Below are 20,407 nucleotides of genomic sequence, written 5' to 3'. Positions count from 1 at the left end.
TCTTGTCGGCGTTCTTGATGCGCTTGGCGTCGAGGCCGAGGATGTTGCCCGAGGGAATGATCTTCTTCAGGCTGAAGAACTCGGTGTCGATGAGGTCGAAGGAGTTCGGCTGCGTCACCGCGCGCTTGGTCACCTCGTCGGTCACCACCGGGATGTATTCGATGGTGAGTCCCAGATCCTCCTTCACCTTGCGCGCGATGTCGGAGGACTGGTTCACCGCCGTGCCGAGGTAGCGCAGCGTGATCGGGTCGGCCGCGTGCACCGCCGGGAAGCCGGTGACCGGCCCCATGGCGAGGCCCGCGCCAGCCCCCTGGAGCAGCGTGCGCCGCGTCAGTCTCACCGTCTGGCTCATCGTGTTTCCCCTCGTGTCGTAATGGATCTGCGCCGTCATGCGTCGAGACGGTGCGCGGCGGCGGCGTCCCAGCCGAGCGCGACCACCTCGCCCGGTACGAGCGGCCGGCCCGCGAAGACCGCGTCGTCGATCACCGCGGTGAGGCCGCCGCTCTTGGCGAGCGCCTCGGATTCGAGCGCCACCTGCACGCTCGCCCCCTGGTACTCGACGGCGACGACCCGGGCCGGCACGGCGTCCGAGCCCGCCTCGGGGCCGAGCCGCATCCGGTCGGCGCGCACGGCGACCGTCCCCTTGGGCAGCGTGATGACGTTGTGGCCGCCGATGAAGCGGGCGACGAAGGCGGAGGCCGGCCGCTCGAACACGGTGCGCGGGTCGCCGGCCTGCTCGATCCGACCGCCGTTCATCACCACGACGCGGTCGGAGAGCGCCATCGCCTCCTCCTGGCTGTGGGTGACGTGGATGAAGGTGAGGCCGAGCTCGGCCTGGATGCGCTTCAGCTCCACCCGCATCCGCACCCGGAGGAACGGGTCGAGCGCCGAGAGCGGCTCGTCGAGCAGCAGCACCTTCGGGCCGGTGACGAGGGCGCGCGCCAAGGCCACCCGCTGCTGCTGGCCGCCGGAGAGCTGCGCCGGCAGGCGGTCGGCGAGGTGGCCCATCTGCACGAGGTCGAGCATCGCGCCCGCCTTGGCGCGGCGCTCGGCCTTCGCCACGCCGCGCATGCGCAGGGAGAAGGCGACGTTGTCGCGGCAGTTCAGGTGCGGGAACAGGGCGTAGCTCTGGAACATCATCGCGGTGCCGCGCGCCGAGGGCGGCGCGTCGCCGACGGCGCGCGGGCCGATCACCACCTCACCGCTGCTGACGGCCTCGTGGCCGCCGATCATCCGCAGCGTCGTGGTCTTTCCGCAGCCGGACGGCCCGAGCAGGCAGCAATAGGCGCCGGACGGGATCTTCAGGTCGATCGCGTCGACGGCGAGCATCGTGCCGTAACGCTTGGTCAGTGCGATCAGCTCGACGTTCATGCGATGCTCCGGTCATTGCCGGAGCAAGCCGCGCGCCATGTGCCTGCCGCGCCCGCGCGAGACGGCCCCGCGGGGCATGCGATAGGGCCTCCGGCCCGGGGGAGGCACACACGGGGGAAGGCACATACGGGGGAAGGCACATGGGATCACGCTCTACACGTTCGGGCCGTATTTCGGCCTGCCCGACCCGAGCCCCTTCGCGATGAAGGCCGATCTCCTGCTGCGGATGTCCGGGCTTCCCTACGTCGTGGAACGCGGCAACCTGCGCAAGGCGCCGAAGGGCAAGCTGCCCAAGAGCGTATCACTGTGAGCGGCCTTGCAGGGTATCTTATGTCTATGGCCTTGCAGACGGGAGGATGGACTGGCTCAGGCGCGACGCTACGGCATCGGGGTCCGGCCGTCCCGGGATGATCCTGCGCGTCACGCCGGAGGTCGGGTCCGCCGGCCAGGGGCCCCGAAGTCCAGCCCGTCCGGGTCCCGCAGGACCTCAGGCGGCCTGCGCCTTCGGTGCGAGACCGACCGCCTGGCGCAGCGCCTCGATCAGGCTGCGCTCGTCCGCGACCCCCGTGCCGGCGATATCGAAGGCCGTCCCGTGATCGACCGAGGTGCGGATCACGGGCAGCCCCACGGTGATGTTCACGCCGGCCTCGAGCCCCAACACCTTGATCGGGCCGTGACCCTGATCGTGGTACATCGCGACCACCATGTCGTAATCGCCGCGGCCCGCGAGGAAGAACAGCGTGTCGGCGGGCAGAGGCCCGCGCACGTCCCAGCCCCTGGCCCGGCAGGCCTCGACCGCGGGCGTGATCTTCTCCGCCTCCTCGCCGCGGCCGAACAGGCCGTTCTCGCCCGCATGCGGGTTGATCGCGCACACGCCGATCTTCGGGTTTTCGATCCCGGCCTTCACGAGCACGGCATGGCCCCGCGCGATCACGCGTTCGACGAGGCCGGGCTCGATCTTCGCGATCGCGTCGATGAGGCCGATATGCGTCGTGACGTGGATCACCCGGAGCTTGGGCGAGACCAGCATCATCGAGACCTCCGGCGTGCCCGTGAGGTGGGCCAGCATCTCGGTGTGCCCCGGGAATTTGTGGCCGGCGGCGTGCAGGGCCTCCTTGGACAGCGGCGCGGTGCAGATGCCCTGCGCTTGGCCGGCCTGCACCACGTCGACGGCCTTGGCGATGAAGCGGTAGGCCGCCTCGCCCGCCACGGGGGACACCGCCCCGAACGGGAGGTCGCCGGGGACCACCTTGAGGTCGAGGCACTGCACCGCGCCCGTCTCGAAGTCCGCGTCGCCGGCATCCGTCAGGGAATCAACCGGCATCTGCGATCCGACGATCGCGCCCGCCTGCCGGAGGCGCCCGGCATCGCCGATCACCAGGGGCCGGCACAGGGCCTGGACGTCGGCATGCGCCAGCGCCTTCATGATGATCTCGGGGCCGATGCCGGCCGGATCGCCCATGGTGATCGCGATGGTCGGACGGGTCATGAGAAGCTTCCTTCGGTTCGCACGATGCGCAGGCGCTCGCGGATGCGGACGAGGCTGTCGGCGTCGCCGAAGGCGCCCGCCTTGGTCGCGACGGGGACGGAGAGCCGGCCGAGCGTCAGGCCGAGCGAAACGCCTGGCTCGATCTCGTCGACGAGGCGAATCCCGTCGACGCCGAAGCGCGACAGCAGGGCGGCCGCGGTCTCGCCCCCGGTCGCCGCGAAGGCGCCGATCCCGGCGGCGACCGGACCGAGGGCGGCGGCCAGGCCCTGCGCGAGGCGCGGGCCGAGGGCCATGTCGGGGATGCCCGCCATCGCGATCTCGACCAGCGCGTCGTCGCCGGATGCGAGCACGGCCTCGACCCGTGCGGCCAGGGCAGCCGTGCCGGCGGGATCGCCGAGCAGCGTCCCCGGCGAAACCGGAAGGTGGACGACGCCGGCGAGCGCCGCGAGCTTGCGCGTGGCCGCGCGGGAGGCGGCCGCCAGGGACCCCACCACGATCAGGCTGCCGCCCCGGCCGGGCGCGATCCGGACGGGCTCCAGCGGCGGCTTGCCGTCGATCGCGGCCAGGGCATGGGCGAGCCCGGCGCTGCCGATGAAGAAGCGCGCCCGCGCGCCGGACAGGCCGGCCGCCGCGATGCGGTCGAGATCGTCCTCGGTCTCGGCATCGCAGACCGCGACCCGCTCGCCCGCGGCGGCGAGCCGTTCGAGGTGCGAGGCGAGCCCCGGCCCGCGCACGCTCGCCAGCGGCACCGTCTCGGCCTCCACGCCGGCGGAGGCCAGGACGACGGTGAGGTCGGCGCTGGGATAGGTGTGGTCGCGCGCCCACACCTCGGCTTCCTCCAGAGGGCGACCGCCGACATGGACGCGGCCGGCCACCGTGGTCCGCCCGGTCGCGGGGAAGGCCGGCGCGCAGATCCCGAAGGCGGTCCCGGCGCGGGCCCTGAGATGGGTGATCGCGGCGGCCGTCTCGGCGGCGGGCTGGCCCCGCAGCGTCGAGTCGATCTTCTTGAACAGGGTCCGGTCCGGATCGAGCAGCCGCGCCAGGCATTCGGCGTGCCGCTCCGCGGCGGCCTGGGCGGACAGGCCGCGGCTGTCGGCGTCGTAGGCCAGCACCGGCAGACGTCCGGCTTCGACGGTGGTCGCCGCGCCCCAGGTCACCGCCGCCGCGCGGCCGCGGCGAGCGAAGGCGATGGCGCAATCGGCGGCACCGGTCAGGTCGTCGGCGAGGATGAGCCAGCGGTCGGCCATCTCAGTGGCCGGCGACAGGTTTCGGGCCGGCGACGGGTTTCGGGCCGGCGACGGGTTTCGGGCCGGCGACGCGGTCCGCGGCCACCGTCTCCGCGGCGGGCGGGGTCTCGGCCTCCGTCGCCTCGGTGTCGCCGAACATCCCTGCGGCCCAGGCGGTCGCCACGGGGACGAGGATCGCGGTCACCACGACGCAGGCGGCGACCAGGATCGTCGCCGGACCGGCAGCATCCGCATAAGCCGGGTTGGCCGAGGCGACGATCGCCGGCACGGCCGCGGCATTGCCCGCGGTCGAGGCGGCGGCGATCCCCGCGACGCCGGTGCCGCCGGTCAGCCGGTCGGCGAAGAACAGCGGGATACCCGTCACGACCACCACCGCGACGCCCATCGCGAGGCCGAGCAGGCCCGCCTGCCAGACCTTGGACAGGTCGAGGCCCGCCCCGAGCGCGAAGGCGAAGAACGGGATCATCACCGGGATGGCCTTACTGAGGAAGGCGCGCATCTCGCGGTCGAGGTTTCCGATGATCATGCCGACGACCAGCGGCAGGATCGCGCCGACCAGGGTCTGCCAGGGAAAGGCCGCGAGCCCGGCGACGCCGAGCGTCACCATGGTGAGGAAGGGCCCGCTCTCCAGCGACATGACCGTGTAGGCGCCCACATCCCGCGGGCGGCCGTACTGGCCCATCAGCGCCATGTAGAGGCCGCCGTTGGTGTCGTTCATCGCCGCGACCACCGCCAGGGTGGACAGGCCCGCGAACATGCCGGCGGCCACCGGCGCCTCGCCGAGCACGCGGCCGAAGACCAGGCCGAGGACGACGGCGATGCCGACCTTCACGGCGAGCAGCGTGCCACCCTTCCTCACGATGTAGGGCGTCGCCCGGAAATCGATGCTCGCGCCCATGCACACGTAGAAGACGGCCAGGATCGTCAGGGCGCCGGAGAAGAGCGCCCCGGTAAACGAGCCGAACAGCTTCGGGGTGCCGGGGAAGAAGGTGGCGATGAGGGCTCCGGCGAGCAACGGCACCACCATCATGCCACCGGGCACGGCCTCGATCGCCCGCTTGATCGGGATCTGCATCTCGGTTTCCTCCATGCGCGTTTCGCGCAGATTTTTTCGTTTTGTATGCCCTACGCTTGGAGATGGACAGCCTCGTCGCGTTTGTAGCCCACGGTGAGTTCTGTGGTCGTGGCGGTGGCGCCGGTCAGGTCGATGATGACGCGATAGCTGATGGAGCGGCCTGACCTTCCGGTTCATTGGGCTGAACGAGAACAGGCGGTGCTCGATCGCGTTCCAACTGCTCGTTCCCGGCGGCAGATGATGGACGACGATGCCGATGTCGTCGGCCAGCCGTCGCAGTTCCCATTTTCAGAGGCGCACGCGCGAGCCGTTGCCGCCACCTCCATCGGCCGTGATGGTCAACCTGAACAGCCACAAGGGGCCGGCCGTGCGCGCGGCCATCGGAGCGGGCGGCGCAAGCCTGCTCGACTTTCCGCCCTACCCACAAGACTGCAACCCGATCGACATGGCTTTCTCAAAGCTCACGGCGCTGCGGCAGGGCGGCCGAGCGAACCGTCGAGGGCCTCCGGTCCGCCATCGAACGCGGCATCGACATCGTCAGACCGGACGAATGCACCAGCTTCCGCACTGCCGCTGGCCATGAACCTGACTGAACCGAGAACATTTTCATAGGACGGATCGAGAACAGCATAGATATCGATTTCTATATAACATTCATGATGAATATATATAATTATAAATACTAATTCGTAATATTTAAGGACGAGCATTTAATTGACGATAAGATACTAAAAGAACCGCAGCCGGTTGGTTCGAAATATTTGATGCGGCGTCAGTCAAGGTGATGTCATGTCTGTCAACCTCCTCAACGAGATTGAGCCGAGCACCTTCTCCGAACTGGTGATGCGCAACACCAACCTCGGGGACGTGACTTCATCCCACCTGCCGGGTCACCTGTTCCAGACGCCCGACCTGATCCTCGAACTCGATCAAGCCCGACAGATCAGGGCGGACCCGCTTCAGGACAGCCTCATCCTCCAGGCCATCGACCCGAAGGTGACGCGCCACGACCCCGGTGCCGACATCGACCGCGACGGGCACGCGGATGGGGGCTACCTGCGCATCTCGGGCGGCGACCACACCGTCCTCGGCGGCACGGAGGGCGACGATACGCTGATCGGCGACCGCGGCATCGACACGCTCTGGGGCGACGGCGGCGACGACCTCAATGCCGGCACCGAGAGCAGACGGACCGCCTTCAGGAACGCGACCGACTGTACCATCGCGACCGGGCCGAGAACCTCGACCTGTACAACATCGTCGAGGAGCAAGGGTTCGGCGCGATCATCGCGCGCAACACGGCCTGACCAACCTGCGGGAGAACGTCTTCGACGTCGTACCGCCGGGCTCCGGTCCCACGGGACCGGAGACGCTTGCGCCCACGGCGCCCGCTCCGGCGCCGTCTTCAGGTGCCGCCGGCAACGCTTCGGCGGAGCCGAGCCCCGACTCCACCCTCGATCACATCGCCCCGACCGCACGGGCGGACGCAGCGAGCGGTACGGGGGTGGGCGGCCGCGCTGACCGGGCACCTGCTCGCCAACGACGCCGACGCCTCGGCCCTGCATGTCGTGTCCGTGCAGTTCGCCAACGGCCTGTCGCACGCGGTGCCGGCCTCCGGCACGGTTCAGGTCTTCGACCCGAACGGCGCGCTCACCCTGTCGGCCGACGGTTCCTACAGCTACCGCCCGACGGGCTCCGGCCACGCCGTCTTCACCGAGACGGTGGCGGACGCCGCCGGCAACCCCAGCCAGACCACGCTCACCCTCGATGTCGCCAAGGCGGCGATCCCCGCAGCCCTGAGCTTCGCCTTCGCGCTGACCGACGCGCGGTTCGACTTCAGCCACGGCCACGCCCTGATGACGGCTCCCGACGGCACGCTCACGGATCTGACCGGGGTCGGCACCATCGCCTTCACCGACGGCACCGTTCCAGGAGCGGGACGGCTCGCCGCTCGTCGACGACCTCTACTACGCCGCCCACAACCTCGACGTCTGGCGGGCGCATGTCGATCCCGACCGGCACGACGCCGCGTTCGGCTGGCACGAGGGCCGCGATGCTCCTCTAGGGACGCCGCGAAAGCCCCGATGCGCGGGGATGAGGCGGGCGGTTTCCCCAACGCATCGGCCGACGGCCGCTAGAGCGCACTTCGACGAAGCGGATGCCGGTTCGTCGCGAAAGTGCGCGTTAAAACAAGGGTCTAGAGCCGTGACCCGACCCAACGTGGTCGGGCACGGCTCTAAGTCGCTGAGCACTGGGGGTAACAAGGCACGAGGCCGGCCGGTGTGCCCTTCGCTGCATGCGGCGGCTCAGGGATTGCAAGAGGGAGCGGGTGGCTCAGGCGACACCTTCGATCTGCGACCCGGATCTGCGCCGGCGCTTCCTCGGCGGCATGACGTCGGCCGCTTGCACCGCGTCGCGTCGTGACCGCCGCCGGGCCGTCCGGACCCTTCGGGGTCACAGTCTCGGCGATGGCCTCGGTCTCCGCCGACACGGCGACGCGCTCCTTGCGACGAAGCCGGCGTCCGGCATGTCCTGCGACGGCCGCGCCGTGACGGCGCGTCCGCTGGCCGAGACTGTGGAGGCGAACCGCCTCGTCCTGGCGCGGCGGGCCGACGGCTGCCTCGGCCCCGCGGCGGAGGCTTTTCGGATTCCCTATCCAACTGTTCGCCGGCGCCGGGAGCCCGGGCCCGCGCCCTTTCCCGATCCGTCGCAAGAAGAGGCCCCATGACCGTCCACAGGCGCATCCGTCCCTTCAACACCAAGGACACCTATCCGGAGCAGGCGCTCGACAACGACCTGTGCCAGACGGTGGTGGCCAAGGGCAGCATGGTCTTCGTGCGCGGGCAGATCGGCCAGGATCTCGACACCTCGGAGAGCGTCGCGATCGGCGACGCCGGCGCGCAGGCCGAGAAGGCGATGGCCAACATCGCGATGCTGCTGGAGGAGGCCGGCTCCCGGCTGGAGCACGTGTGCAAGGTCACGATCTACCTCGTCGATCCGCGCTACCGCGAGGCGGTCTACCGCACGGTCGGCCGCTGGCTGAAGGGCGTCCACCCGGTCTCGACCGGCCTCGTGGTGTCGGCGCTGGCCCGGCCGGAATGGCTGGTGGAGATCGACGCCGTCGCGGTGATCCCGGAGGACGCGCCATGACCTTCTCCATCGTGGCGCGCTGCGCCGAGACCGGCATGTTCGGCGTCGCAGTCTCCTCCTCCTCGCCGGCCGTCGCGGCGCGCTGCGCCCATGCCAGGGCCGGCATCGGCGCCGTGGCGAGCCAGAACGTCACCGATCCCGCCCTCGGCCGCAGGGCCCTCGACCTGATGGCGCTCGGGGCCGGCGCGGAGCAGGCGGTCGCGGTGCTGAAGGCGGGGCCGCACATGGCCTACCGGCAGGTGCTGGCGGTGGACGCGCACGGCATGCCCGCGATCCATTCCGGGCCGCACGCCCTCGGCACCTGGGCCGAGGCGAGCGCCGAGAACGTCGCCTGCGGCGGCAACCTGCTCGCGGACCGCAACGTCCCGCAGGCGATGGTCGCGGCCTTCACGGCCGCGCCCGGCCATCTCGGCGACCGCCTCCTGGCTGCGATGCGGGCGGCGCTGGCGGCCGGCGGCGAGACCGGCCCGGTGCATTCGGCCGGGCTGATGCTGGTGCGCGAGGTGTCCTGGCCGGTGGCGGACCTGCGCGTCGACTGGACCGAGGACTGCCCGATCGCCGCGCTCGCGGACCTCTGGGCGCTCTACCGGCCGCAACTCGACGCCTACGTCACCCGCGCCCTCGACCCCTCGGCGGCACCGCGCTACGGCGTGCCGGGAGATCCCTGACCGCGATGCCGGCCGGACGCGCGCGAGGCGCTGGACAAGACCGATGCGCTTCTCCCTGCGTCAGCTCGAATATTTCATCGCCGCCGGGGAGACCGGCAGCATCACGCTCGCCTCCGAGCGCATCCACATCTCGCAGCCCTCGATCTCGACCGCGATTTCGCAGCTCGAGAAGGAGCTTCAGGTGCAGCTCTTCGTCCGGCACCACGCGCAGGGGCTGTCGCTGACGCCGGTCGGGCGGGACATGCTGCGCGAGGCGAAGGGCCTGATCGCACAGGCCGAAGGACTCTACACCCTGGCCTCCGAGACCGGCGGGCAGGTGCGCGGGCCGCTTTCGCTCGGCTGCATGGTGACGCTGGCGCCGATGCTGGTGCCGGAACTCGCCCACGCCTTCACCACCGCCTTTCCGGCCACGCGGCTCCGGCACGTCGAGGGGGATCAGGAACAGTTGATCGGCGGCCTGCGGCGCTCGGAGACCGACCTCGCCCTCACCTACGACCTCCAGGTTCCGGACGACATCCTGTTCACGGGCCTCGCCGACCTTCCGCCCCACGTGCTCGTGGGCGAGGCCCATCCGTTCGCGCGGCGGCCGGCGGTGGCGATGGCCGACCTCGTCGGAGAGCCGATGATCCTGCTCGACCTGCCGCTGAGCCGCGAATACTTCCTCGCGCTGTTCATGAAGGACGGGCTCCAGCCGTCGATCGCCGCCCGCTCCGCCCACCAGGAAGTGGTGCGGACCATGGTGGCCAACGGCTACGGCTACACCCTGTTCAACGTCCGCCCGCGCTCCGAGCAGGCGCTGGACGGCAAGCGGCTGGTGCGCGTGCGGCTGGCCGGCGAGCATCGGCCGATGCGGATCGGCCTCGCGCGCCTACGCCAGCTCAACCGCTCGCGCCTCGTCGAGGCCTTCGAGACCCACTGCCGGGCCTTCATCTCCAACGCCTACATCCCCGGCATGGTGGCGCCCGCCACCGAGCGCTGGGTCGCGCGGACCTGATCCGAAGGATGCCATGAGCCCGATTTCCGTCGTCTTCCTCAACGGACCGAACGCCAACCTCTACGGCCTCGACCCGGACGGGACCTACGGCCGCGAGAGCTTCCCCGCCCTGAAGGCCCGCTGCGAGCGGCACGCCGACGGCCTCGGGGTGAGGCTCGACTTCCGCCAGTCCAACCACGAGGGCGTGCTGATCGACTGGATTCAGGAGGCGCGGGGGCACGCGGACGGGCTGATCGTCAACGCCGCCGGCCTGACCTACACCTCGGTGGCGATCCTCGATGCGCTGCTGGCCTTTCCGGGGCCGATCATCGAGGCGCACATGAGCAACATCTGGAAGCGCGAGCCCTTCCGCCACCATTCCTTCGTCTCGAAGGCGGCCACCGGCATCGTCGCCGGCCTCGGCGGCCTCGGCTACGAACTGGCGATCACGGCGGTCGCGACCCTCGTGCGCGACGCCCGGACCTGATGGAGACCCTGGTCTTTTCGAGCCCGGTCGATCCGATCGAACCGTGGCGGACGGCGATCGAGGCGATCCTGCCGGACATCGCCGTCCGGGCGCCGGACGCGATCGAGCCCGACGCCTCCGTCCGCTACGCCCTGGTCTGGAAGCCGCCGCAAAACTTCTTCGCGCGTTATCCCGCCCTCGACCTCATCACTATCCTCGGCGCCGGCGCCGACGCGCTCGCCGGGCGCGACGACCTCCCGGACGTGCCGGTCGCCCGGCTGTCGGACCCGGAGATGGCCCGGATGATGAGCCATTACGTGCTCTTCGCGGTGCTGCGCTACGCCCGCGACATCCCGGCCTTCGAGGCGGCCCAGCGCGAGCGCCGCTGGCACTACGTCCATCCGCGCGAGGCCCGCGAGATCCGCGTCGGCGTCCTGGGGCTCGGCCAACTCGGCGCCGCGGCCGCGACCGAACTCGCCCGCCAGGGGTTTTGCGTGTCCGGCTGGTCGCGCACGCCGAAGCACCTTCCGGGTGTGGCCTGCCACGCCGGGCGCGAAGCGTTGGCCGCCTTCCTCGCCGACACCGAGATCCTCGTCGTGATGCTGCCGCTGACGCCGGAGACCCGCGGGCTGCTCGGTGCCGGCGAACTCGCCGCGCTGCCGGCGGGCGCCAAGCTGATCAACGTCGCCCGCGGCGCGATCGTCGACGAGGCCGCCCTCGTCGAGGCCCTGGCCTCGGGCCGTCTCGGCGGGGCGACGCTGGACGTGTTCGCGCGCGAGCCCCTCGACCGGGACCATCCGCTCTGGCGCCTGCCGAACGTCCTGGTCACGCCCCACCTCGCCTCGGTGGCGATCCCGGCCTCGGCCGCGCGGCAGGTCGCCGACAACATCGCCCGCGTGCGGGACGGCCGGGCGCCGCTCCAGCGGATCGACCTCGCGCGGGGCTACTGACCCGTCCGCCCCCTTGGATCGGGAAACCCGATCCAAGGGCATCCTCAAATCGTATTTTATCGAGGCCCGGCCCCGGCGCTAAGGTTCTCCGACGAGCACGGAGAGAGCGCATGATCCGCACCGGACAAGCCTATCGCGAGGGCCTCAGGGACGGCCGCGAGGTCTGGATCGACGGCGAGCGTGTCCGCGACATCACCAGCCACCCGACGCTGAAGCCGATCATCGACGTCCGGGCGCGCATGTACGACATGCAGCACGAGGCGGCCTTCCAGGATCGCCTGACCTACATCGAGGACAACCAGCGCAGCCCGATCTTCTACCGGCCGCCGCGCGAGAAGAAGGACTGGGCGGACAAGACGACGGCGATCGACCTCGTCCTGAAGGACGTCGGCGGCGTGGTCACCCGCGTCGGCGACGAGACCGTCGGCGAGATGTGGTCGCTGATGGACGGCCGCGACGTCCTCGCCGAGATCGACCCGCGCTTTGCCGACAACATCGACCGCCACATCCGCATGGTGATCGAGAACGACGTCTTCCACGTCTCGGCCAACACCGATCCGAAGGGCGACCGCGGCCGCCCGCCGCAGGACCAGGACCCGGACATGATGGTCCGCGTCACCCGCGAGACCGATGCCGGCATCGTCATCCGCGGCGCCAAGTACGAGACCGCGTCGGCCTATGCCGACCAGGCGTTCCTGAAGCCGACGGTCGGCGCCTGGGCCAACGACGCGCTCTCGGATTACGCCGTCGGCTGCATCGTCAAGATGGGCGCGCCGGGCGTGAAGCACATCTGCCGGGCGGGCTTTGCCGGGCGCTCCAACCCCGAGGACTACCCGCTCGCCAACCGCTTCGACGAGGTCGAGGCGCTCGTGGTGTTCGACGACGTGCTGATCCCGTGGGAGGACGTGTTCTTCTACCGGCACACCAAGGCCGCCCAGCACGTGCGCGCGACGCTGCACCGCTACTCGGCGTTTCCTTACGTCCTGCGCCTGCTCTACACCGCCGACATGATGATCGGCGCGGCGATGTGGAACGCCAAGCAGACCGGCCTCGACAAGCTGCAATCCGTCCGGGAGAAGCTCGCCGACCTCGTCTGCTACCGCGAGGGCATCAACGCCCACCTCACCGCCGCCATCGCCATGGCCGAGCCGAGCCCCGGCGGCCTGCTCATGCCGCAGCAATCGATGCTCTACGCCGGCCGCGTCTTCGCCTGCTCGCAACTGCCGGCGATGATGCACATCGCACGCGAGCTCTGCGGCGGCCAGATCTGCATCACGCCGAACGCCGACGCCTTCCGGGCTTCGGGCTCCGGCGCGTGGCTGAACAAGTTCTACAGTCTCAACGATCAGTGGCAAGCCGACGACCGGCGCAAGCTCCTGGCATTTGCCCGCGACCTGCTGAACTCGGACTATGCCGGCCACCGGCTGACCTTCGTCCAGTTCGCCCAGGCCCCGCACTTCAACCATCTCGCGGCGGTCTACAACAGCTTCGACTTCTCCGGACCCCTCGACTTCGTCCGCAATTCGGCCGGGCTGTCGGATCGGATTCTCAGCCCGCAATCGTAGGCGCGAAGGCAAGGCCGCGGCTCACACGCGGTCTCTCGTAGTCGAACAAGCGGGATGCGCTGCATATGCAGTCATCCTTCGATGAAGCTCGCCCATTGAAATCGATCGAATTCTATAGGATCGGGTGTCCCAGATCGAGAGATCGAAAATTTATTACCTTTTCTCACCAAATGGCACAGCGATTGCCTTTTGAGGACTGCCATCCTCGATCCGGAGCGCGCGTGTGAAACACCATCTGACTGCCGCCCTCGTCGGCCTGTTCGCCGCCTGCGCGCCCGCCGCGGCGGCCGAGACACTCGTGGTCAGCACCTGGGGCGGCAGTTTCCGCGATCTGATCGACGAGACGATCGCGGCGAAATTCAAGGCCGAGACCGGCGCCGAGGTCGCGTACGTCACCGGCGGGACCATCGACCGCCTCAACAAGGCCAAGCTCTCGAAGGGCTCGCCGGAGAGCGACGTGACCTTCACCACCGCGCATGTCGGCTGGCTCTATGCCAATGACGGCCTGTTCGAGACCCTCGACCTCGCCAGGGTTCCGAACGCCAGGAACCTCGTCGAGCCCGCGCGGGTGAGCCCCTACCACCTCGGCACCTGGGGCTACGTCTACACCATCGGCTATCGCCCAGACCTCGCGCCGAAGGGCATGACCTTCTCGTCCTGGGCCGACCTCTGGGACCCACGGCTGAAGAACAGCTTGGCCGCGCCCGACTTCGACCCGAGCCACATCATCGCCGTCTCGGCGATCCTCGCAGGCGCCGACCCGGCGCATTGGGAGAAGGGACAGCAGAAGCTCGAGGCGCTGAAGCCGAACTTCAAGGCGTTCTACACCAACGACGCCAACAGCCAGCAGCTCATCGCCACGGGCGAGACCCCGGTCCAGGTCGTGCTGACGATGAACGCCTATTATATGAAGGCGCAGGACGTGCCGATCACCGTCGTGATCCCGAAGGAGGGCGGCGTGCTCGGCATCGACACGGTGGCGATCAACGCCGGCTCGAAGAAGGCGGATCTGGCCTACAGGTTCATCGACATCGCCCTCGATGCGGGCGTGCAGGCCAAGATCGCCGCGCTGAAGAAGGGCAGCCCCACCGTCACCGACGCGAAGGTCGACCCCGAGGTCGCCAAGCTCCCGGGCGTGTTCACGACGCCCGAGCAATGGGCCACGCAGGCGATCCTCATCGATCCGAAGATGCGCGCGCAGATGACCGCGACGTGGCGCAAGTGGTTCGCCGAGAACATCATGGCGAAGTAGGGCTCAAGGACTGCGACCTCCGAACGAGCGCGCTCGAACGCTGCGCCCGGCCCTGATCATCGCGAGGCATCCGATGCGCCGCAGACCCTTCCTGGCCCTGTTCGTGACGCCGGCCGTCCTGGTCGCCGTGGCGATCGCGGTCGCGATGGCCATGATCCTGCAATACAGCCTGCGCGCCTACGTGCCGGGCTCCCTCGACGTCGGCGGCTTCACCCTGGAGAACTTCACGGACCTGACGCGGCCGATCTTCCTGCGCGCCTTCCGCGACACGGTCGCGATCTGCTTCCAGACGGCGCTGTTCACCCTGATCCTCGGCTACCCCGTCGCCTACGCCCTGGTGCGGACGCGCTCGGTCGCGCTCAAGTCCTTCATCCTCGTCACCGCGGTGACGCCGCTGTTCCTCGGCGAGGTGGTGCGGACCTATTCCTGGACCGTGGTGCTCGGCAATTCCGGCTTCCTCAACGCGGTGCTCGTCGGGAGCGGGCTGATCGACCGGCCGATCCAGTTCCTCTTCACCGAGTTCGGCGTGGTGCTGGCGCTCGTCCACGTAACGCTGCCGGTGATGGTGATCATGCTGACCGCCGCCCTCTCGCATATCGACCGGGACTACGAGAAGGCCGCGGAAAGCCTGGGCGCGGGGCCGGTCCGCGCCTTCCTGACGGTCACTCTGCCGCTGTCGATGCCGGGGGTGGTGGCCGGCTTCACCACGGCCTTCGCCTGGACCTTCAGCGCCTTCGCGACGCCGCAGATCATCGGCGGCGGCAAGGTGAGCGTGGTCTCGACGCTGGTCTACCAGCTCGGCCTGTCGTCGTTCAACTTCCCCTTCGCCGCCACGCTGAGCCTTGCCGGGCTCGCGCTGGCGCTCGTCGTGACGTGGGGCGTGCGCCGCGCCTTCCGCCCCTTCGAAGACATGGCGGCGCACTGACGATGCGCCGCCGTCCCGCCGCCCGCCTGCTGTCGATCGCCGGCAAGACCGCCGTCGGCCTGATCCTCTGCTTCGTCATCCTGCCCGCACTGGTCGTGGGGATCGCGGCCTTCAACGAGCGCGCCATCCTCAGCTTCCCGCCGACCGCCCTCTCGACCCGCTGGTTCGCGCGGGCGCTGAGCTACCGCGACTTCCGCATCGGCCTGCAGAACAGTCTCTACGTCACCCTGTGGGCCTCCACCCTCGCCCTGCTGATCGGCACGGGCTTCGCCCTCGCGCTCAAGCGCCACGCGTTCCGGTGGAAGCGGCTGATCGAAGGGGTGCTGCTGTCGCCGCTCATCGTACCGCATTTCACGATCGGTCTCGGGCTGCTGATCCTCGCCACCGGGCTCGGCCTCGGGCGGGGCTACGCCGTCGTGGTCCTGACCCATGTCATCGTCGTGCTGCCCTTCGTGATCCGCAGCGTCTTCATCTCGCTCCAGAACATCGACGAGCGCCTGGAGCTCGCCGCCGGCAGCCTGGGAGCCTCCCCGCGCCGGGTGCTGACCACGATCACGCTGCCGCTGCTCGCGCCGGGGCTCGCGACCGGCTGGCTGTTTGCCGCGATCCTGTCCTTCAACGAGTTCACGGCCTCGCTGTTCGTGACCGCGCAGGCCACGCAGACGCTGCCGGTGGCGATGTACGGCTACGTCCGGGAATTCGCCGACCCGACGCTGGCCGCGATCTCGGTCCTCTACATCGCGATCACCGCAGCACTCCTGACGCTCGCCAACACGTTCCTCGGTCTCGGCAAGGTGCTGAATGTCGAGCAGGCTCGCTGACCTCAAGCCCCCGTCCGCCGCGCCTGCCCCGGCGCCGCGACCCGCACCGGCCGTCCGGCTCGACGGCGTGGTCAAGCGGTTCGGAAGCGTCGCCGCGCTGGAGGAGACGTGGCTGAAAGTCGAGCAGGGTGAGTTCCTGACGCTGCTCGGGCCGTCGGGCTGCGGCAAGACCACCCTCCTGAACCTCATGGCCGGCTTCCTCGAAGCGGATGGCGGCGAGATCTTCATCGACGGCGACCTCGTGACCGAGACGCCGGCCTGCGAGCGCGGGATCGGCATCGTGTTCCAGAACTACGCCCTGTTCCCGCACATGAGCGTCGCCGGGAACGTCGGCTACGGCCTGCGCGTGCGCGGGGTCGCCAAGGCCGAGATCGCCGAGCGGGTGGCGCAGGCCCTCGACCTCGTGAAGCTCGCCGGCCTCGGCGACCGGCGCCCGCGGCAGCTCTCGGGCGGTCAGCAGCAGCGCGTCGCGCTCGCCCGCGCCCTGGTGATCCGGCCGAAGGTGCTGCTCCTCGACGAGCCGTTCTCGGCGCTGGACAAGAGCCTGCGCGGCGCGATGCAGGTCGAGTTGAAGGAGATCCAGCGCCGCCTCGGCGTGACGACGGTTTTCGTCACCCACGACCAGGGCGAGGCGCTGGGCCTGTCCGACCGCATCGCGGTGATGTCGCAGGGGCGCATCCGGCAGGTCGGCACCCCGGACGCGATCTACCGCCATCCGCAGGACCGCTTCGTGGCCGGCTTCATCGGCGACGCGACCGTGCTGCCGGGCCGGATCGAGGCGATCGCCGGCGACCGGGCGACGGTGGCCATCGGCGACGTGCGGCGGCCGGTCGAAGCGGGCGCGCTCGTCGGCTCGGCGGCCGGAACGGCGGTGGACGTGTTCGTGCGCCCCGACCACGTCCGGCTCTGTGCCGCGGGCGAACCGGGGTCCCTCCGGGCGCACGTGACCGCGCTCGTGTACCAGGGGGCCTTCATCGACGTGCATGCGGATCTCGCCGAGGGCGGGGCCGGACGCGTGCTCGCGCGTATTCCCGGCCAGGACGCGCGCGCGACCCATGCCCCCGGCTTTCCCGTCGGCATCCTGCTCCCGGCAGGCGGCCTCGTCGCCTTTCCCGCCGAGACGGAGGCCGCGGCGTGACCCTCGTTTCGGATCAGGCTGCATCCGCCTCGTCGGCACCGACCCGTCCGGGCGTCTGGCTGAGCCGCGCCGGGGCGTCGACGGCCTCTCGGGGCGCCGCCGCCATGCCCAGGCCCTCGGCGTCGCGCGATCGGCGCCGGGGGCCGGGAGCCGTGATCCGAACCACGGCGCACCCATCCCGCGCAGGCACGGCGCACGGATCGCCACGATCGGAGCCCAAACGGTGAAGCTGCTCTACGCCCCCACCTCGCCTTACGTCCGCAAGGTGCTCGTCGTCGCCCACGAGGTCGGCCTCGCCGACGCGATCGAGATCGTGCCCGTCCAGGCCTCCCCGACCGGGCGCGACGCGGAGACGAGCGTCCACAACCCCTTAGGCAAGATCCCGACCCTCGTGACGGAGGACGGCGTCCTCTTCGACAGTCGCGTGATCTGCGCGTACCTTGACGCACGTTCCCAGGGGCCGCGCCTGTTCCCGGCGGAAGGGCCGGCGCGCTGGTCCGCCCTGACGCGGCAGGCGCTGGCCGACGGCCTGCTCGATGCCGCATTGCTGACCCGCTACGAGCGGGTCTTAAGGCCGGTGCACCTGCGCTGGGACGCGTGGGACGCCGGCCAGGTCGCCAAGATCACCGCCGCCCTCGACCAGATCGAGGCGTCGGCGGCAGGCTTCGGCGGGTCGATCGATATCGGCGCGATCGCGACCGGCTGCGCTCTTGCATACCTCGACTTCCGGTTCCCCGACATCGATTGGCGGAAGGAACGACCGGCGGCGACAGCTTGGTACGCGACGTTCGCAGGCCGACCTTCGATGACCGCAACCACGCCCCGCCAATCTTAAGTGCCCATCTGTAAACCTGGAATCGAAAACTTTGATCTTCTGCGCCGATCTGAGCGGCCTCCCAAGAAGGAAATCTTGGGAAACAGGAGATCCAGGTCTGTCAAATGCCGGGTTTTCTTCGAAATTAGCCTGAACGGACATCGAACAATGGGACGCCGTCAAGGGCGGCGATCCTTCACCACGCGGACAGAAGGCATACGGATGACGCTGGTGCGGTTTCAGGCGGTGTCGAAGCGGTACCCCGGGGTGCCGACGCCGGCCGTGGCCGACCTGAACCTCGATTGCGCCGACGGCGAGATGCTGGCGCTGCTCGGGCCGTCGGGCTGCGGCAAGAGCTCGACGCTCAAGATGGCCGCCGGCCTCGAAGCTCTGTCGGCGGGTGAGATCTTCTTTGACGACGAGCCCGTCTCGCGCCTCGCTCCCGGCGCGCGCAACATCGCCATGGTGTTCGAGGATTACGGCCTCTACCCCCGCATGACGGTGCGCGAGAACATCGCGTTTCCGTTGGTCGCCCGCGGCATGGCGCGGGCCGAGGCCGTCGTCCGCGTCGACGACGCCTTGGCGCTGCTCGATCTCGGCGACATGGCGGACCGCCCGGTGCAGGGCCTCTCCGGCGGCGCGATGCAGCGCATCTCCATCGGCCGGGCGCTGGTGCGGGACCCGCGCCTCATCCTGTTCGACGAGCCGCTGTCGCATCTCGACGGCGACCAGCGGGTGACCCTGCGCACCGAGATCAAGCGGCTGCAGAAGACCCGCGGCGTCACGTCGATCCTCGTGACCCACGACCAGACCGAGGCGACCGCGATGGCCGACCGCATCGCGGTGATGCACCACGGCGTGCTCCAGCAGGTCGACACGCCGGCAGCCCTCTACGAGCGCCCGGCCAACGTCTTCGTGGCGAACTTCATCGGCGAGCCGCCGATGAACATGCTCCCCGGCCGCGTGGAAGGGGAAGGCGGCGCCGTTCGCATCGCGGCGCTCGGCCGCGCGTTCCCGCTCGATCCGCGCCGCGCCCGGCTGCTCGCGGGCCGTTCGGGCGAGCTGACCGTGGGCGTGCGGCCGGAGCACGTCGCGATCGAGCCGGAGGGCGAGGGCCGGCCCGCGGACGCGACGGTGAGCTACCGCGAGAGCCGGGGCGATGCCGACAGCCTCATCCTGTCGCCGTTCGCGGCGCCCGACGTCGCGATCAGGGTCGAGGTTCCGGGGCCGGCGGCGTTCCGGCCGGGCGACCGGGTCGCGGTCGTGCTGGCGCCGGAACGGCTGCACCTGTTCGACAGGGCCAGCGAGCGCAACGTGGAGGCGGCGTCGTGAGCCGCGCGCACGGCCTTGCGCTCTCGGGCATCCGCAAGGCGTTCGACGGCAAGGTCGCGCTCGACGGCGTGACCCTGTCCGTCGCGCCCGGCGAAATCCTGGCCCTGACCGGCCCGTCGGGCGCCGGCAAGACCACGTTGTGCCGGATCGTCGCCGGGCTGGAGCGTCCGGATGCCGGCGCGGTGCGCCTGGGCGGCGAGGTCGTGACCGACAGGCCCCCGGGCAAGCGCCGCGTCGCCTTCATGTTCGAGTCCTACGCGCTCTACCCGCACCTGGACGTGCGCGGCAACGTCCTGTCGCCGCTCCGGGCGCCGGGCAGCGTGCTGAAGCGGTCCGACCACGGCGCGCTGGTCGAGGAGGTCCTGACGCTTCTCGAGATCGCCCATCTCGCGGACCGCCTGCCGTCGGCGCTCTCGGGCGGGCAGAAGCAGCGGGCGGCCCTGGCCCGCGCGCTCGTGCAGGAGCCGAGCGTGCTGCTGCTGGACGAGCCGATCTCCCATCTCGACGCCAAGCTCCGGCACAAGCTCCGCGCCGCGATCCGCCGGAAGCTGATGAGCCGCTCCAGCCCATCGATCTGGGCGACGCCGGACGGGCTCGAAGCCCTGTCGGTCGGCGACCGCGTCGCGGTCCTCGACAAGGGCCGGATCGAGCAGATCGGGACGCCGGAGGACGTCTGGCTCCGGCCGGCGAGCGTCACCGTCGCCAAGCTCATCGGCGACCCGCCGATGAGCGTCCTCGCCGGCGCGCTGGAGCGCAGCGGCGACGCCACCGTCTTCGTGCGGGCGGGCATGCGGCTCGCCCTGCCCGCGCGGGTCGCGGCGGTGGCGCGACGTAGCGCGAGCGGCCGGGTGTCGCTCGGCCTGCGCGCCGACGCGCTGAGCCTGACGGCAGCCGGGGCGCCCGGTGCGGCGGACGGCGAGATCTATGCGCACGAGCCGTTCGGCAAGCACGAGATCGTCACCTTCAGCGTCGTCGACGGCGCGCGGATCAAGATCAAGGCGCGCGGGGGATGTCCCGCGCGCATCGGGGATGCGGCGGGGCTCGTCTGTCCGGAGGGGGCGTTGGTGCTGTTCGACGCCGACACCGGACGCGCCCTGCCGACGGCGACCGCTTGACACGGCGGCTTTCGAAGACGGACGGCCCGCCGGACGAACCGGTCGCGGGCGCGAAA

General features: G+C 70.2%; 19 protein-coding genes and 3 pseudogenes. 16 read left to right on the top strand and 6 right to left on the bottom strand.

Translation table 11 applies throughout. The features are described from left to right. The 6 genes and pseudogenes from ACFE86_RS04855 to ACFE86_RS04830 all read right to left on the bottom strand — a co-directional run. Positions 1-352, bottom strand: a pseudogene (locus ACFE86_RS04855) (ABC transporter substrate-binding protein); the annotation flags it as partial. A gap of 35 nt (positions 353-387) precedes the next feature. Then, a complete protein-coding gene (locus tag ACFE86_RS04850; RefSeq protein ID WP_375454194.1) occupies positions 388-1,371 on the bottom strand; it encodes an ABC transporter ATP-binding protein in 984 nt (327 codons plus the stop codon). 487 nt (positions 1,372-1,858) lie between these two features. Next, on the bottom strand, positions 1,859-2,860 hold the full coding sequence (gene pdxA, locus ACFE86_RS04845) for a 4-hydroxythreonine-4-phosphate dehydrogenase PdxA (RefSeq protein ID WP_375454193.1): 1,002 nt from the start codon (positions 2,858-2,860) through the stop codon (positions 1,859-1,861). Beyond that, positions 2,857-4,107, bottom strand: a complete 1,251-nt coding sequence (locus ACFE86_RS04840) for a four-carbon acid sugar kinase family protein (protein WP_375454192.1) — start codon at positions 4,105-4,107, stop codon at positions 2,857-2,859. The genes pdxA and ACFE86_RS04840 overlap by 4 nt, the downstream gene beginning before the upstream one ends. Before the next feature lies 1 nt (position 4,108). Beyond that, positions 4,109-5,182: a 2-keto-3-deoxygluconate permease gene (locus ACFE86_RS04835; RefSeq protein ID WP_375454191.1), complete on the bottom strand. Its 1,074-nt coding sequence runs from the start codon at positions 5,180-5,182 to the stop codon at positions 4,109-4,111. A gap of 159 nt (positions 5,183-5,341) precedes the next feature. After that, positions 5,342-5,461: pseudogene (locus ACFE86_RS04830) on the bottom strand (hypothetical protein); the annotation flags it as partial. Between the two features lie 52 nt (positions 5,462-5,513). Here ACFE86_RS04830 and ACFE86_RS04825 point away from each other — a divergent pair. The 16 genes and pseudogenes from ACFE86_RS04825 to ACFE86_RS04750 form a co-directional block, all read left to right on the top strand. Continuing rightward, a pseudogene (locus tag ACFE86_RS04825) lies at positions 5,514-5,775 on the top strand (IS630 family transposase); the annotation flags it as partial. A 196-nt stretch (positions 5,776-5,971) separates the two neighbouring features. Further along, entirely contained in the window at positions 5,972-6,703 is a 732-nt protein-coding gene (locus tag ACFE86_RS04820) for a hypothetical protein (RefSeq protein WP_375454190.1), read from the top strand. A gap of 47 nt (positions 6,704-6,750) precedes the next feature. Continuing rightward, positions 6,751-7,320, top strand: coding sequence for an Ig-like domain-containing protein (locus ACFE86_RS04815; RefSeq protein ID WP_375454189.1), 570 nt, complete (start codon positions 6,751-6,753; stop codon positions 7,318-7,320). Between the two features lie 586 nt (positions 7,321-7,906). Next, the gene (locus ACFE86_RS04810; protein WP_375454188.1) at positions 7,907-8,332 is read left to right on the top strand and encodes a RidA family protein; all 426 of its coding nucleotides are present in this window, start codon (positions 7,907-7,909) and stop codon (positions 8,330-8,332) included. Further along, positions 8,329-9,000: a DUF1028 domain-containing protein gene (locus ACFE86_RS04805; protein WP_375454187.1), complete on the top strand. Its 672-nt coding sequence runs from the start codon at positions 8,329-8,331 to the stop codon at positions 8,998-9,000. The genes ACFE86_RS04810 and ACFE86_RS04805 overlap by 4 nt, the downstream gene beginning before the upstream one ends. 43 nt (positions 9,001-9,043) lie before the next feature. Then, positions 9,044-9,994, top strand: a complete 951-nt coding sequence (locus ACFE86_RS04800; protein ID WP_375454186.1) for a LysR family transcriptional regulator — start codon at positions 9,044-9,046, stop codon at positions 9,992-9,994. Between the two features lie 13 nt (positions 9,995-10,007). Further along, a complete protein-coding gene (locus ACFE86_RS04795) occupies positions 10,008-10,460 on the top strand; it encodes a type II 3-dehydroquinate dehydratase (protein WP_375454185.1) in 453 nt (150 codons plus the stop codon). Beyond that, positions 10,460-11,389 carry a 2-hydroxyacid dehydrogenase gene (locus tag ACFE86_RS04790; protein ID WP_375454184.1) on the top strand — a complete coding sequence of 310 codons (930 nt, stop codon included), beginning with the start codon at positions 10,460-10,462 and terminating at the stop codon, positions 11,387-11,389. The genes ACFE86_RS04795 and ACFE86_RS04790 overlap by 1 nt, the downstream gene beginning before the upstream one ends. A 110-nt stretch (positions 11,390-11,499) precedes the next feature. Then, positions 11,500-12,954, top strand: coding sequence for a 4-hydroxyphenylacetate 3-hydroxylase family protein (locus tag ACFE86_RS04785; RefSeq protein ID WP_375454183.1), 1,455 nt, complete (start codon positions 11,500-11,502; stop codon positions 12,952-12,954). A gap of 223 nt (positions 12,955-13,177) precedes the next feature. Beyond that, the gene (locus ACFE86_RS04780; protein ID WP_375454182.1) at positions 13,178-14,206 is read left to right on the top strand and encodes an ABC transporter substrate-binding protein; all 1,029 of its coding nucleotides are present in this window, start codon (positions 13,178-13,180) and stop codon (positions 14,204-14,206) included. A 73-nt stretch (positions 14,207-14,279) separates the two neighbouring features. Further along, entirely contained in the window at positions 14,280-15,131 is an 852-nt protein-coding gene (locus ACFE86_RS04775) for an ABC transporter permease (RefSeq protein WP_375454181.1), read from the top strand. 2 nt (positions 15,132-15,133) lie between these two features. After that, a complete protein-coding gene (locus ACFE86_RS04770) occupies positions 15,134-15,952 on the top strand; it encodes an ABC transporter permease (RefSeq protein WP_375454180.1) in 819 nt (272 codons plus the stop codon). Continuing rightward, positions 15,933-17,090, top strand: coding sequence for an ABC transporter ATP-binding protein (locus tag ACFE86_RS04765; protein ID WP_375454179.1), 1,158 nt, complete (start codon positions 15,933-15,935; stop codon positions 17,088-17,090). The genes ACFE86_RS04770 and ACFE86_RS04765 overlap by 20 nt, the downstream gene beginning before the upstream one ends. Before the next feature lie 223 nt (positions 17,091-17,313). After that, positions 17,314-17,925: a glutathione S-transferase gene (locus ACFE86_RS04760; protein WP_375454178.1), complete on the top strand. Its 612-nt coding sequence runs from the start codon at positions 17,314-17,316 to the stop codon at positions 17,923-17,925. A gap of 201 nt (positions 17,926-18,126) precedes the next feature. Then, complete coding sequence (locus ACFE86_RS04755; RefSeq protein ID WP_375454177.1) at positions 18,127-19,236, top strand: ABC transporter ATP-binding protein; 1,110 nt, start codon at positions 18,127-18,129, stop codon at positions 19,234-19,236. Continuing rightward, positions 19,233-20,351: an ABC transporter ATP-binding protein gene (locus ACFE86_RS04750; RefSeq protein WP_375454176.1), complete on the top strand. Its 1,119-nt coding sequence runs from the start codon at positions 19,233-19,235 to the stop codon at positions 20,349-20,351. The genes ACFE86_RS04755 and ACFE86_RS04750 overlap by 4 nt, the downstream gene beginning before the upstream one ends. Positions 20,352-20,407: the final 56 nt, after the last annotated feature.

The sequence above is a fragment of the uncultured Methylobacterium sp. genome (assembly GCF_964244095.1).
Classification (GTDB): Bacteria; Pseudomonadota; Alphaproteobacteria; order Rhizobiales; family Beijerinckiaceae; genus Methylobacterium.
The sequence above is the reverse complement of the archived record's forward strand: the minus strand, read 5'-3'. Positions and strand labels throughout refer to the sequence as shown.